The organism is Pseudomonas sp. PB106, assembly GCF_009764645.1.
In the GTDB taxonomy this organism is placed as follows: Bacteria; Pseudomonadota; Gammaproteobacteria; order Pseudomonadales; family Pseudomonadaceae; genus Aquipseudomonas.
In genome coordinates, this window is record NZ_RWIM01000103.1 from 44,119 (window position 1) to 56,118 (window position 12,000).

A 12,000-nucleotide genomic window follows, 5' to 3' on the forward strand; every position below is an offset into this window, starting at 1 on the left:
GCGAGCAAGCTCGCTCCCACAGTGGAATGAGTGAGACCCAAGGCCTCACCCATGGGCTATCAGACCGCTACCGCACGCGGCTCGGTGCGACGCAACGCACGAACCTTCTGCAACGTATCCGCGCAAGTCCGCGCCGCTTCCTGACCTTTATGCACGAAATGCTCGAAGAAGAACTTCTGATGCTCGTCGCCAGCATGGAAGTGATGCGGCGTCAGCGACACCGAGAACACCGGCACTTCGGTTTCCAGCTGAACCTGCATCAGGCCGCTGACCACCGACTGGGCAACGAACTCGTGACGGTAGATGCCACCGTCCACGACCAAGGCTGCAGCAACGATGCCGGCATAACGACCGGTCTTGGCCAACAACTTGGCGTGCAGGGGCATTTCAAAGGCACCGCCAACTTCGAAAATATCGATGTCCGATTCCTGATAACCCAAAGCAATCATCTCGGCGACGAAGCCTTTACGGCTCTGGTCGACGATTTCCTTGTGCCAGCAGGCCTGGATGAACGCAACGCGTTCGCCGTGTGGGTGTTTGCTTTTGCTGTCGAAAGCGGTGGGTTGCATGTTCTGACTCCTGTTTGTGTGAAAAACAGGGCGTTATGAATCGAAAGGGATTCAAGGGTGCGCACACGCACAACATCGTGCGGACGGCCCTTTGGCGTTAATCCCGTTCTCTCTTCATCCGGACTATGACCGTCGGCCCCGGGATCACACCGGGTCTGCTGACCTTGCCGTTGATCACAACCGAAGTCGTGTTCGCCGCCAAGCGCTCGCGGGCTATGCGCATTGCGCGCAATTACCGCCGGTGGGGAATTGCACCCCGCCCTGAGAACGTTTTTGCCGCCCTTTCTCGGGCGGCGCAGCGTTTTTAACACAGATTGTGTATCTGTGCATTGCGCCTTTCTGATGATTGCCATCGAATTTTCTGGCGGGAGAAAACGAAAATTCCTTGCACAAGGGTTGATTAATCCGCGCCATGACCGCAGTAATCCCACTTCGTTAAGGGATTTCCCCTGCTGACTTGAGGCCAGGTTCATGAGCGTTATCGATCTTCGCAGCGACACCGTCACCCAACCGACTCCCGCCATGCTTGACGCGATGACTGCGGCAGACACCGGCGATGACGTGTACGGCGAAGATCCGACGGTCAATCGTCTTGAGGCCGAGCTGGCCAAACGCCTGGGCTTCGCCGCCGCGCTGTTCGTGCCGACCGGGACCATGAGTAATCTGCTGGGGTTGATGGCGCACTGCGAGCGCGGCGACGAATACATCGTTGGTCAGCAGGCGCACACCTACAAATACGAGGGCGGCGGCGCGGCGGTGCTCGGTTCGATCCAGCCGCAGCCGCTGGAAGTGCAGGCCGATGGTTCGCTGGATCTGGATCAGGTCGCGGCGGCGATCAAGCCTGACGACTTCCATTTCGCCCGTACGCGTTTGCTGGCGCTGGAAAACACCATGCAAGGCAAAGTGCTGCCGCTGGAGTATCTGGCGCACGCTCGCCGTTTCACCCAGGACAACGGCCTGCAATTGCATCTCGACGGCGCGCGCCTTTACAACGCGGCGGTCAGGCTGGGTGTTGATGCCCGGGAAATCACCCGGTATTTCGATTCGGTGTCGGTGTGCCTGTCCAAAGGCCTCGGCGCGCCGGTGGGGTCGGTGCTGTGCGGCGCCGAACAACTGATCGGCAAGGCCCGGCGTTTGCGCAAGATGGTTGGCGGCGGCATGCGTCAGGCCGGACTGCTGGCGGCGGCGGGACTTTACGCGCTGGATCACAATGTCGAGCGTCTGGCGGATGACCACGCCAACGCGCAGTTTTTGGCCGATGGTCTGCGTGAAGCAGGTTTCATCGTCGAACCGGTGCAAACCAACATGGTTTATGTGCAAATGGGTGACAAAGCCGAGGCGATCAAGGCGTTTGCCGCTGAACGCGGGATCAAGTTGAGCGCCGCTGCGCGTCTGCGTATGGTCACGCACATGGACGTCAATCGCTCGCAAATCGAGCAAGTGATCGCGACATTCGTCGAGTTTTCGCGCAAGTGACAGCGTTAGCCGTCCAATTGACCGTTTCTATCGTATAAACACGCTGTACCCCGCGCGCAGGGCCGATATAATGCGGCCCTTTGCCGTCGCTTCGTCTGTTGACGTTTCGAACAGGCCTTTGGCCGCAGCCTCCGTGGAAGAACCTAATGAAAAGCGCAGAAATCCGTGAAGCCTTCCTTCGCTTCTTCGAAGAGCAAGGCCACACCCGTGTAGCCTCCAGCTCTTTGATTCCGGGCAACGACCCAACCCTGCTGTTCACTAACGCGGGGATGAACCAGTTCAAGGACTGCTTCCTGGGCCAGGAAAAACGTGCGTACACCCGTGCGACCAGCAGCCAGAAATGCGTGCGTGCCGGTGGCAAGAACAGCGACCTGGAAAACGTCGGTTATACCGCTCGTCACCACACGTTCTTCGAAATGCTCGGTAACTTCAGCTTCGGTGACTATTTCAAGAAGGACGCGATTACCTACGCGTGGACCTTCCTGACCGGCGTTCTGCAACTGCCGAAGGAAAAACTCTGGGTCACCGTCTACGCCTCCGACGACGAAGCGTATGACATCTGGACCAAAGAAATCGGTGTGCCGGTCGAGCGCATGATCCGCATCGGCGACAACAAAGGCGCGCCATACGCCTCCGACAACTTCTGGACCATGGGCGATACCGGCCCGTGCGGCCCGTGCACCGAGATTTTCTACGATCACGGCGACCACATCTGGGGCGGCCCACCGGGCTCGCCTGAAGAAGACGGCGACCGTTACATCGAGATCTGGAACAACGTGTTCATGCAGTTCAACCGCACCGCCGATGGCGTGTTGCATCCGTTGCCAGCACCGTCGGTCGACACCGGCATGGGCCTGGAGCGGATCAGCGCGGTGATGCAGCACGTCAATTCCAACTACGACATTGACCTGTTCAAGAACCTGCTGAAGGCCTCGGCTGAAGCTATCGGTTGCGAAAACGGCGACCAGTCTTCGCTCAAGGTTGTTTCCGACCACATTCGTTCTTGCGGTTTCCTGATCGCCGACGGCGTGCTGCCGTCCAATGAAGGCCGCGGTTATGTGCTGCGCCGGATCATCCGTCGCGCCTGCCGTCACGGTAACAAGCTGGGCGCCACTGGCAGCTTCTTCTACAAGATCGTCGCCGCACTGGTTGCCGAGATGGGCGAAGCCTTCCCGGAACTGAAGAAGCAGCAAAGCAACATCGAGCGCGTCCTGAAGGCTGAAGAAGAGCAGTTCTCCAAGACTTTGGAGCACGGCTTGAAGATTCTCGAGCAGGATCTACTGGAACTCAAAGGCACCGTGGTGCCGGGCGACGTGGTGTTCAAACTCTACGACACCTACGGTTTCCCGATGGACCTGACCGCTGACATCGCCCGTGAGCGCAGCCTGACTGTCGACGAAGCTGGCTTTGAGCGCGAGATGGAAGCCCAGCGTGTTCGTGCGCGTTCGGCCAGCTCGTTCGGTCTGGACTACAACACCTTGGTCAAGGTTGATGTGGCCACCGAGTTCACCGGCTACAAAGACACCAGCGGTTCGGCAAAAATCGTCGCTATCTATAAAGATGGCCAATCGGTCGACGTCTTGAATGAAGGCGAAGAGGCCGTGATCGTGCTGAACCAGACACCGTTCTACGCGGAGTCCGGCGGCCAGATCGGCGACTGCGGTTTCCTGCAGGCCGGCAGCGCACGTTTTGACGTGCGAGACACCACCAAGACTGGCGGCGCATTTCTGCACCACGGTGTCTTGGATTCGGGCAGCCTAACCATTGGCGCGCCGGTGGAAACTCACGTCGATGCCGAAGTGCGTCACGCCACCTCGCTGAACCACTCGGCCACGCACTTGCTGCACGCTGCACTGCGTCAGGTATTGGGCGAGCACGTTCAGCAGAAAGGTTCGTTGGTCGATAGTCAGCGCCTGCGTTTCGACTTCAGCCACTTTGAAGCGATCAAGCCAGAGCAGATCAAGGCGCTGGAAGACATTGTCAACGCCGAGATTCGCAAGAACTCCGCTGTTGAAACCGAAGAAACCGACATCGAAACCGCCAAGAACAAAGGCGCGATGGCGCTGTTCGGCGAGAAGTACGGCGACAACGTGCGCGTGTTGAGCATGGGCGGCGATTTCTCCGTCGAGCTGTGCGGCGGTATCCACGCCAACCGTACCGGCGACATCGGCCTGCTGAAAATCATCAGCGAGGGCGGTGTGGCTTCGGGCGTGCGTCGTATCGAAGCAGTGACCGGTGCTGCGGCACTGGCCTATTTGAATGCTGCAGAAGAACAACTCAAGGAAGCGGCCAGCCTGGTCAAGGGCAGCCGCGACAACCTGATCGACAAGCTGTCGGCTGTGCTCGAGCGCAACCGCCAACTGGAAAAGCAACTCGAGCAGTTGCAAGCCAAGGCGGCCAGCGCTGCGGGCGACGATCTGTCGGCCTCGGCACTCGACGTCAAAGGCGTGAAGGTTTTGGCCGCACGTCTGGATGGTCAGGACGGCAAGGCACTGCTGGCGCTCGTCGATCAGCTGAAAAACAAACTCGGCCGCGCAGTGATCCTGCTCGGCGGTGTCCATGAGGAAAAGGTCGTTCTGGTTGCAGGCGTAACCAAAGACCTGACTGGCCAACTCAAAGCCGGTGATTTGATGAAACAGGCTGCTGCGGCAGTGGGCGGGAAGGGCGGTGGTCGTCCGGACATGGCGCAGGGCGGCGGTGTCGACGCCGGCGCACTGGATGGCGCACTGGCGCTGACCGTTCCATTCGTCGAGCAGGGTTTATAAGACGGCCCGTCGGGCCCGCAGTCTAGTGGCGGGCCCGGCGGCTGTTCGAGTGATTATTGGGCGCCCTTCATGGGCAGAGGCGGCTTTGAAATGGCTTTGATCGTACAGAAATTTGGAGGCACCTCGGTCGGTACTGTCGAGAGAATCGAGCAGGTCGCCGACAAGGTTAAGAAATTCCGCGATGCCGGCGATGACCTGGTGGTTGTGCTGTCTGCAATGAGCGGCGAAACCAACCGTCTGATCGATCTGGCCAAGCAAATCAGTGGTGACGGCCAACCGGTTCCGCGTGAGCTGGATGTGATCGTTTCCACTGGTGAGCAGGTGACGATTGCCCTGTTGGCCATGGCGCTGATCAAGCGCGGTGTGCCGGCGGTGTCGTACACCGGTAATCAGGTGCGGATCCTGACGGACAGTGCGCACAATAAAGCGCGTATCTTGCAGATTGATGACCAGAAGATTCGTGGTGATCTGAAAGCAGGTCGCGTGGTGGTTGTCGCCGGTTTCCAGGGCGTCGACGAGCACGGCAACATCACCACCCTCGGTCGTGGCGGTTCCGACACTACCGGCGTGGCACTGGCTGCTGCGTTGAAGGCTGACGAGTGCCAGATCTACACCGACGTCGATGGTGTCTACACCACTGACCCGCGTGTGGTATCGGTCGCTCAGCGCCTGGACAAGATTACCTTTGAAGAGATGCTGGAAATGGCCAGCCTCGGTTCCAAGGTGTTGCAGATCCGCGCGGTGGAATTCGCCGGCAAGTACAACGTTCCGCTGCGCGTACTGCACAGCTTCAAGGAGGGTCCGGGCACCCTCATTACTATTGATGAAGAGGAAACCATGGAACAGCCGATCATTTCCGGCATCGCTTTCAACCGCGATGAAGCCAAGCTGACCATCCGTGGCGTGCCAGACACCCCGGGCGTGGCGTTCAAGATTCTCGGCCCGATCAGTGCCGCGAACATCGAAGTCGACATGATCGTGCAGAATGTCGCGCACGATAACACCACCGACTTCACCTTCACCGTGCACCGCAACGACTACCAGGCCGCACAGAACGTGCTGGAAAACACCGCTCGCGAGATCGGTGCCCGTGAAGTGGTTGGCGACACCAAGATTGCCAAGGTCTCGATCGTTGGCGTCGGCATGCGTTCCCACGCTGGCGTGGCCAGCCGCATGTTCGAATCCCTGGCAAAAGAAAGCATTAATATCCAGATGATCTCGACTTCGGAAATAAAGGTTTCCGTGGTGATTGAAGAGAAGTACCTGGAACTGGCCGTGCGCGCCCTGCACACGGCTTTCGAACTGGATGCTCCGGCCCGTCAAGGCGAGTAATTCCATTTCTTGAAGGGCGCGGTCTGACCGCGCCCTTTATTTTTTGAATGGCGCGAGCCCCTGAACTGTTCTTTTGCTCGCGCTGGTCAATACTCAGGCATGTAGGGCTACGATCGCTCCGGTTGTAGGTCGGGTGCCTTTTTTTTGCAGACTGTTGTCCCTGAACTGAATTGCGTGAGGAGAAAGGTATGCTGATTCTGACTCGTCGGTGCGCAGAAAGCCTGATTATCGGTGATGGCGAAATCACCGTGACCGTGCTCGGCGTTAAAGGAAACCAAGTGCGTATCGGTGTGAACGCACCGAAAGAGGTTGCCGTGCACCGTGAGGAAATTTACCTGCGTATAAAGAAAGAGAAGGACGAAGAACCAAGCCATTAATTTTTATCGATTTTTATGTTTGCAAACGGGGAAAAGGTTGGTTAAGATACGCCCCGTGTTGCGGAGAGCTGGCCGAGTGGCCGAAGGCGCTCCCCTGCTAAGGGAGTACACCTCAAAAGGGTGTCGGGGGTTCGAATCCCCCGTTCTCCGCCATTATTTGCTTAGTACGTCGTAATCTGGCTTTTTCTGTAAGCTGTTGAAATTAATAGAAAAAGTGGTTGGAATAGAGATTAGACGGGCTATAATGCGGCGCAACAAATGCACTCGTAGCTCAGCTGGATAGAGTACTCGGCTACGAACCGAGCGGTCACAGGTTCGAATCCTGTCGAGTGCACCATTTAAGAGTCAGTTACAGCAATGTAAATGACTTGGCTTCAACCAGATGTGATCTGGTCTAAAAACACAAATGCACTCGTAGCTCAGCTGGATAGAGTACTCGGCTACGAACCGAGCGGTCACAGGTTCGAATCCTGTCGAGTGCACCATTTAAGAGTTAGTTGCAGCAATGCAGATAACTTGGCTTCATCCAGTTGTGGTCTGGGCTAAAAACACAAAATGCACTCGTAGCTCAGCTGGATAGAGTACTCGGCTACGAACCGAGCGGTCACAGGTTCGAATCCTGTCGAGTGCACCATATACCGAAAAGCCCGCGTTTAACGCGGGCTTTTTGCTGTCCGGGTTTTGGCTTTTTCCTTCACGCATCCTCTCTGATCAAAATCGACTTGTGCAGAACGGCCTCGCTTGAGGTCATAGCGATAGGTTGTTGTCGACGTTCTGATATTTATCTTGTCCGGTTTGCCTAAAGCGCTTTCGACATCCTTTGCACTCATCCCGGCAATCACTCGCCGATTGATGATGGCTTCGCGGCGCTGCCTCGCATCTATGACGTTACCGCATAGATGTTGTGCACCGCCGACGACGCCAGGCTTTCGACCTTGATTGCGTGCACCAGATGTTTTTTCGTGATGGGCTTCCGGCATCACTGCTATGACGGAGCCGGGCGAGTAGGGGTGGACTTCCTGCTCTGAAAAGCTTTCGCCGCGTGCACAGCTCATTGAAGTGAATGTGATGCTGCCGTCCGGCGCTTCGCAACGATGCAGACTTGTCGCGTCCCCGCTAAGAGGCAGAAAAGGAAGGCAGGCGAGGAGTAAAAGATTGGCTTTCAATGGCACTTGATGTCCTCCATGACGATCTACGCTTAAGGATAGCCTCTCCATTTTCCACTGCCTGTGTGTTTTCTTTTCAGGATGAGTCGTCGCATTTACACGGATCAGGACGGCGCTCAGGTTTGTTCTGCAAGCGCTTGTTTCCGCCGCGATTTTTTAACGTTTTAAACCGTCAGGCGGTGTATCATTGCGCCCGTCAGCCCCGCCGGGGCTTATGGAAAACTTCCATGGACTTACCCAGTAGTTACTCAGTACCCCGTTTTTCCAATCATGAATTGACTGATTGATCCTTCCGGCGTGCCCCGCTGCTGGGAGTGGAGTTCGCCTATGTCTGAAATCGAAGTAAAGAAAACACAGGACAGCCTGCAGGATCGCCTGGCGCAAGTCGTCGAGCTACTGCAGCGTCAACGGGTCGTCGAAGACCTCACTCATCGCCAGGAAGGCGCGCATCATGACCGGGTCGAAAACCTGGTTCACCGGCAAAATCTTGTCGAGCTGCAGCGCAAGCTCGATGATTTGCACTCCGCCGACGTCGCCTACATCCTTGAAGCCCTGCCGCTGGACGACCGTCTGACGCTTTGGCAATTGGTCAAGGCAGATCGCGACGGCGACATTCTTCTCGAAGTATCCGACTCCGTTCGTGAAACGCTGATCGCCGACATGGACGATCACGAGCTCCTGGCTGCAGCCAAGGACATGGACGCCGACGAGCTTGCTGACCTGGCTTCCGAGCTGCCGCGAGACGTCGTCCATGAGCTGATGGAGAGTCTGGATAACCAGCAACGTGAGCGTGTGCGTTCGGCCCTGTCCTATGACGAGGAGCAGGTTGGCGCACTGATGGACTTCGAGATGGTGACCATCCGTGAGGATGTCAGTCTCGAAGTGGTTCTGCGCTACCTGCGTCGGCTCAAAGAGCTTCCTGGCCACACCGACAAACTGTTCGTGGTCGATTATGACGGCGTGCTCAAGGGTGTGTTGCCGATCAAGCGTTTGCTGGTCAATGATCCGGACAAACAGGTTGCCGAGGTGATGGCAAGCGATCCGGTCAGTTTCCATCCGGACGAGGATGCTTACGACGCCGCGCAGGCATTCGAGCGTTACGACTTGATCTCCGCCCCGGTAGTCGACAAGAACGGCAAACTGATTGGCCGTTTGACCATCGACGAAATGGTCGACCTGATTCGTGAAGAGAGTGAGACCGAAGTCCTCAACATGGCGGGTCTGCGAGAAGAGGAAGATATCTTCGCTTCGGTCTGGAAGTCGCTGCGCAACCGTTGGGCGTGGCTGGCGATCAACTTGATCACCGCGTTTGTGGCTTCGCGGGTAATCGGCCTGTTCGAAGGTTCGATCGAGAAGCTGGTAGCACTCGCGGCACTGATGCCTATTGTGGCGGGTATCGGTGGTAACTCTGGCAACCAGACGATCACCATGATCGTCCGCGCCATGGCGCTGGACCAGGTCAGCACTGGCAACACCTCTCGCCTGATGCGCAAGGAATTGGCAGTAGGTCTGATCAACGGCTTGGTCTGGGGGGGGGTGATTGGTGTAGTTGCCTATCTGCTTTACGGCAGTTGGTCGTTGGGCGTGGTCATGACCGCGGCAATGACGCTCAACCTGCTGCTGGCAGCCCTGATGGGGGTATTGATCCCGATGACGCTGGCGAAAATGGGCCGCGACCCAGCAATGGGTGCGAGTGTGATGATTACCGCAATGACCGACAGCGGTGGCTTCTTCATTTTCCTGGGGTTGGCGACAATCTTCCTGCTCTGATACTGCGGTATCGAACCAAAAGCCCGCCAATTGGCGGGCTTTTTTGTATCTTCTGAAAATCAAAATCCGGGCAAAAAAAAGCCAGCGGTTAAGCTGGCTTGAGATGTTCGGTATGGCTCAGGACGCGTCTGCTGCCATTTCGGCATCGTGGGCGATCAAGGAGACCAAGGCGTTCTGCTGGCGGTGAGACAGTTGGCGAAAACGTTGCAACAACTCGCGTTCGTGCAGCGACAGCTCAGGGCTGTCCAGGCGCATGCTCAGCTCGTCGCCCAATGCACCTTCCTGAATAAGACTCTGCTCAAGGCGCGCAATGATCTCGGAGTTCATGCTGCGATGATGATTGCGAGCCACCTCGGCAATGCGTTCACGCATTCCGTCTGGCAGACGTACGACGAACTTGTCAGCCGTACGGCTGGAATAAATTGCCTGTTTCAATGGGCGCATATATTTAACCGGTTAGTTCAGGGGAGCGGTTCTCGGGATTGGCCGCAGGATGTGTGGTAGGACAAGCATCCGCGCCAAATGGTTCAACCTGAATTGTTAAGAGGCCCGCATCATGCCTCAAAATTGCCAGATCATTGGCGTCAATTCTGTGACAAATATTGAGCCGGGTAAAGGCGTAATGCCAGCACCAATTGTCAGAAATGCGGACTGGTTTGAAAACTTCATCCAAGCACGCATCGGCTTACGCACTCCCAAGCCATATCAGTTGATGCCCGAGGGCGTCAGAACGTGCATGCTATGTGGCTTTCTATTCTCGTTCCTTGTCTTGTACAGGATAGTGGCAAATTGCCGATTTGCTAGAGGCAGGCGCGCGCCAGAGAGGTTTTCAGGATGGGTGGCAGACTTATTTATCTGATGGGGCCGTCAGGCTCCGGAAAAGACAGTCTGATCGAGGCTGCGCGACTTCCATTGCAGGCGATGAATTGCGAAATCGTGCGCCGGGTTATCACTCGATCAGCAGAATCGGTGGGGGAGGACGCCAAGGGCGTGTCGCCTGAAGAGTTCGAGCGACTTGAGCGCGCTGGCGATTTTGCCTTGGCTTGGCGAGCCAATGGTTTGTCCTACGGAATACCCGTACAAATTGACCAGTGGCTGGAAGATGGGCGAAATGTACTCGTTAACGGATCTCGCGCCAACCTGCGTCACGCGGTTGAGCGTTACCCGACGCTCACTGCGGTTCTTTTGACCGTCAAAGACGAAGTGTTGCGTAAGCGACTGCTTGTACGGGGCAGAGAGACGCTTGAGCAGATCGAGGAAAGGATCTCTCGCAATGCGTTGTTCCGAGACAGGCGATCAAGTGATGTAGCGGTACATGTAATCGACAATTCCGGTGCGATCGTCGATGCGGTCAACAATCTGCTGGGTTTGGTTCGACTCAGCGCAGCACCGGATCAAACTTGATCCTGCGTCCGGCCACCAGCGCCAGCATGAACAAAACTGCAAATACGCCGGAGGAAACAAGGGGCAGAGTCACTTCGGTTTCGCTAAACAGTGAAAAGTGTATAACGCCACTCAGTAGGGCGAGGATCAGAAATCCGGCAGCTGCCTTGGACATGTTGTGCTCCTGAAGATATTTCAAAAAACTAAGCGTTCGGTTGCCAGTGCCTGAGCTTGTTCGGGCTCACTGACCATTTGACGTGTCACATTGCTCTGATCGCTCAATACTGCCCATTGAGGCGTTCTCTGCACCTGCAAGTAGTGCGGCATGCGCTGGGCAACAGTGTCTGAAGCTCTTTCCTCGGGAAGGAGGTGGGAGCCCGCTAAAACTGCTAGAGCAATTGCATTTGCGACCAAGAGAATGCGGTTCATGGGCTGAGGCTCCGGTTGTTCTTTTATAAGAGCAAGCAAAGCAGTCCCCATGCCAACAGTCTATCCGCTGCTAAACTCTTTAAAAACAAGCGCTTGCGTTGTTATCCCGGGTGGATTGAATTGCAATCTGCAATGATGGCTTTTTGGGAGGAGTGCAAAATGCACGGTAAATCTTCCTTCAGTGCTGTGGGATGCCTGCCTACACTTAAAAAGCCCGGTGGATGACATGACAAATCAGGGTTCGCCCGTTAACATGCACGCCGTCCGTCGTACGGCATTCCTTGTCCGCGACAACCGTGTGTCTCAGTAGCTCAATTGGATAGAGCATCCCCCTCCTAAGGGGAAGGTTGGCAGTTCGAACCTGCCCTGGGACACCATCTATTGTTTGATCCTCTTTTTTACCTCTCACCTGCTTTAGAGCGATCAGTATCTCCTGAGTGTTTTAGTGCGCCTTTCATTTGGGTAGCTGTGCCTGGCGGCTTTTTCATTGAATTTCATCGACATCCCCTGCTGCAGCTATATAGAAGCAAGCATTTCAGATGTCTCGATAGAAAAGCGAAATTAAAGGTTGACGGCAGATTTGAGATGTCTATAATTCGCCCCACGTCCGGCGCAGTCGAAACGGAAAACTCCTTGAGATTCAATGAGTTATGCAGGTTTCGGCAGTAGGTTGCTTCAGTTCATCGAGGCCAGAAGGGAGTTGAAAAAGAGGTGTTGACAGCAGCGTGTAACG

At 56.1% G+C, this 12,000-nt stretch carries 11 protein-coding genes, 5 tRNA genes and 1 riboswitch; of the genes, 11 read left to right on the forward strand and 5 right to left on the reverse strand.

Features of this window, described 5'->3' with window-relative positions:
* Positions 1-59: 59 nt before the first annotated feature.
* The gene (locus tag EJA71_RS13745) at positions 60-569 is read right to left on the reverse strand and encodes a 6,7-dimethyl-8-ribityllumazine synthase (RefSeq protein ID WP_158957672.1); all 510 of its coding nucleotides are present in this window, start codon (positions 567-569) and stop codon (positions 60-62) included.
* A 101-nt stretch (positions 570-670) separates the two neighbouring features.
* Positions 671-842, reverse strand: a riboswitch (FMN riboswitch).
* Between the two features lie 198 nt (positions 843-1,040).
* Between EJA71_RS13745 and ltaE the strand changes: the two genes are divergently transcribed.
* The 8 genes from ltaE (at position 1,041) to EJA71_RS13785 (ending at position 7,153) form a co-directional block, all read left to right on the forward strand.
* Positions 1,041-2,045 (forward strand): low-specificity L-threonine aldolase, encoded by a 1,005-nt coding sequence (gene ltaE / locus EJA71_RS13750; RefSeq protein WP_158957674.1) that lies wholly within the window; start codon positions 1,041-1,043, stop codon positions 2,043-2,045.
* Between the two features lie 146 nt (positions 2,046-2,191).
* The gene (gene alaS, locus EJA71_RS13755; RefSeq protein ID WP_158957676.1) at positions 2,192-4,810 is read left to right on the forward strand and encodes an alanine--tRNA ligase; all 2,619 of its coding nucleotides are present in this window, start codon (positions 2,192-2,194) and stop codon (positions 4,808-4,810) included.
* A gap of 90 nt (positions 4,811-4,900) precedes the next feature.
* Complete coding sequence (locus EJA71_RS13760; protein ID WP_158957678.1) at positions 4,901-6,142, forward strand: aspartate kinase; 1,242 nt, start codon at positions 4,901-4,903, stop codon at positions 6,140-6,142.
* A 188-nt stretch (positions 6,143-6,330) separates the two neighbouring features.
* On the forward strand, positions 6,331-6,519 hold the full coding sequence (gene csrA, locus EJA71_RS13765; protein WP_002554426.1) for a carbon storage regulator CsrA: 189 nt from the start codon (positions 6,331-6,333) through the stop codon (positions 6,517-6,519).
* Between the two features lie 62 nt (positions 6,520-6,581).
* Positions 6,582-6,672: transfer RNA gene (locus tag EJA71_RS13770), tRNA-Ser, on the forward strand.
* A gap of 107 nt (positions 6,673-6,779) precedes the next feature.
* A tRNA-Arg gene (locus EJA71_RS13775) sits at positions 6,780-6,856 on the forward strand.
* 71 nt (positions 6,857-6,927) lie between these two features.
* Positions 6,928-7,004, forward strand: a tRNA-Arg gene (locus tag EJA71_RS13780).
* Positions 7,005-7,076: 72 nt separating this feature from the next.
* A tRNA-Arg gene (locus tag EJA71_RS13785) sits at positions 7,077-7,153 on the forward strand.
* Between the two features lie 19 nt (positions 7,154-7,172).
* Here EJA71_RS13785 and EJA71_RS13790 read toward each other — a convergent pair.
* Positions 7,173-7,691, reverse strand: coding sequence for a cell envelope protein SmpA (locus EJA71_RS13790; protein WP_158957680.1), 519 nt, complete (start codon positions 7,689-7,691; stop codon positions 7,173-7,175).
* Between the two features lie 321 nt (positions 7,692-8,012).
* On the opposite strand from EJA71_RS13790, the gene mgtE reads away from it, so the two are divergent.
* Entirely contained in the window at positions 8,013-9,455 is a 1,443-nt protein-coding gene (gene mgtE / locus EJA71_RS13795; RefSeq protein WP_158957682.1) for a magnesium transporter, read from the forward strand.
* A gap of 117 nt (positions 9,456-9,572) precedes the next feature.
* Here the strand turns inward: mgtE and EJA71_RS13800 are convergent, their stop codons facing one another.
* The gene (locus EJA71_RS13800) at positions 9,573-9,899 is read right to left on the reverse strand and encodes an Arc family DNA-binding protein (RefSeq protein ID WP_158957685.1); all 327 of its coding nucleotides are present in this window, start codon (positions 9,897-9,899) and stop codon (positions 9,573-9,575) included.
* 390 nt (positions 9,900-10,289) lie between these two features.
* On the opposite strand from EJA71_RS13800, the gene phnN reads away from it, so the two are divergent.
* Positions 10,290-10,859, forward strand: a complete 570-nt coding sequence (gene phnN / locus EJA71_RS13810) for a phosphonate metabolism protein/1,5-bisphosphokinase (PRPP-forming) PhnN (protein WP_158957688.1) — start codon at positions 10,290-10,292, stop codon at positions 10,857-10,859.
* Here phnN and EJA71_RS13815 read toward each other — a convergent pair.
* Together EJA71_RS13815 and EJA71_RS13820 are read right to left on the reverse strand one after the other, a co-directional pair.
* Entirely contained in the window at positions 10,834-11,013 is a 180-nt protein-coding gene (locus tag EJA71_RS13815; protein ID WP_158957690.1) for a PA3371 family protein, read from the reverse strand. The two genes, phnN and EJA71_RS13815, sit on opposite strands and share 26 nt — an antisense overlap.
* 20 nt (positions 11,014-11,033) lie before the next feature.
* Positions 11,034-11,267 carry a hypothetical protein gene (locus EJA71_RS13820; RefSeq protein WP_158957692.1) on the reverse strand — a complete coding sequence of 78 codons (234 nt, stop codon included), beginning with the start codon at positions 11,265-11,267 and terminating at the stop codon, positions 11,034-11,036.
* Between the two features lie 300 nt (positions 11,268-11,567).
* Between EJA71_RS13820 and EJA71_RS13825 the strand changes: the two genes are divergently transcribed.
* A tRNA-Arg gene (locus EJA71_RS13825) sits at positions 11,568-11,644 on the forward strand.
* Positions 11,645-12,000 lie beyond the last annotated feature (356 nt).

What these genes read in the sequence shown, in the direction of transcription:
- EJA71_RS13745 (WP_158957672.1), bottom strand. Translation starts at nt 569, where the DNA reads ATGCAACCCACCGCTTTCGACAGCAAAAGCAAACACCCACACGGCGAA.
- ltaE (WP_158957674.1), top strand. Translation starts at nt 1,041, where the DNA reads ATGAGCGTTATCGATCTTCGCAGCGACACCGTCACCCAACCGACTCCC.
- alaS (WP_158957676.1), top strand. Translation starts at nt 2,192, where the DNA reads ATGAAAAGCGCAGAAATCCGTGAAGCCTTCCTTCGCTTCTTCGAAGAG.
- EJA71_RS13760 (WP_158957678.1), top strand. Translation starts at nt 4,901, where the DNA reads ATGGCTTTGATCGTACAGAAATTTGGAGGCACCTCGGTCGGTACTGTC.
- csrA (WP_002554426.1), top strand. Translation starts at nt 6,331, where the DNA reads ATGCTGATTCTGACTCGTCGGTGCGCAGAAAGCCTGATTATCGGTGAT.
- mgtE (WP_158957682.1), top strand. Translation starts at nt 8,013, where the DNA reads ATGTCTGAAATCGAAGTAAAGAAAACACAGGACAGCCTGCAGGATCGC.
- EJA71_RS13800 (WP_158957685.1), bottom strand. Translation starts at nt 9,899, where the DNA reads ATGCGCCCATTGAAACAGGCAATTTATTCCAGCCGTACGGCTGACAAG.
- phnN (WP_158957688.1), top strand. Translation starts at nt 10,290, where the DNA reads ATGGGTGGCAGACTTATTTATCTGATGGGGCCGTCAGGCTCCGGAAAA.
- EJA71_RS13815 (WP_158957690.1), bottom strand. Translation starts at nt 11,013, where the DNA reads ATGTCCAAGGCAGCTGCCGGATTTCTGATCCTCGCCCTACTGAGTGGC.
- EJA71_RS13820 (WP_158957692.1), bottom strand. Translation starts at nt 11,267, where the DNA reads ATGAACCGCATTCTCTTGGTCGCAAATGCAATTGCTCTAGCAGTTTTA.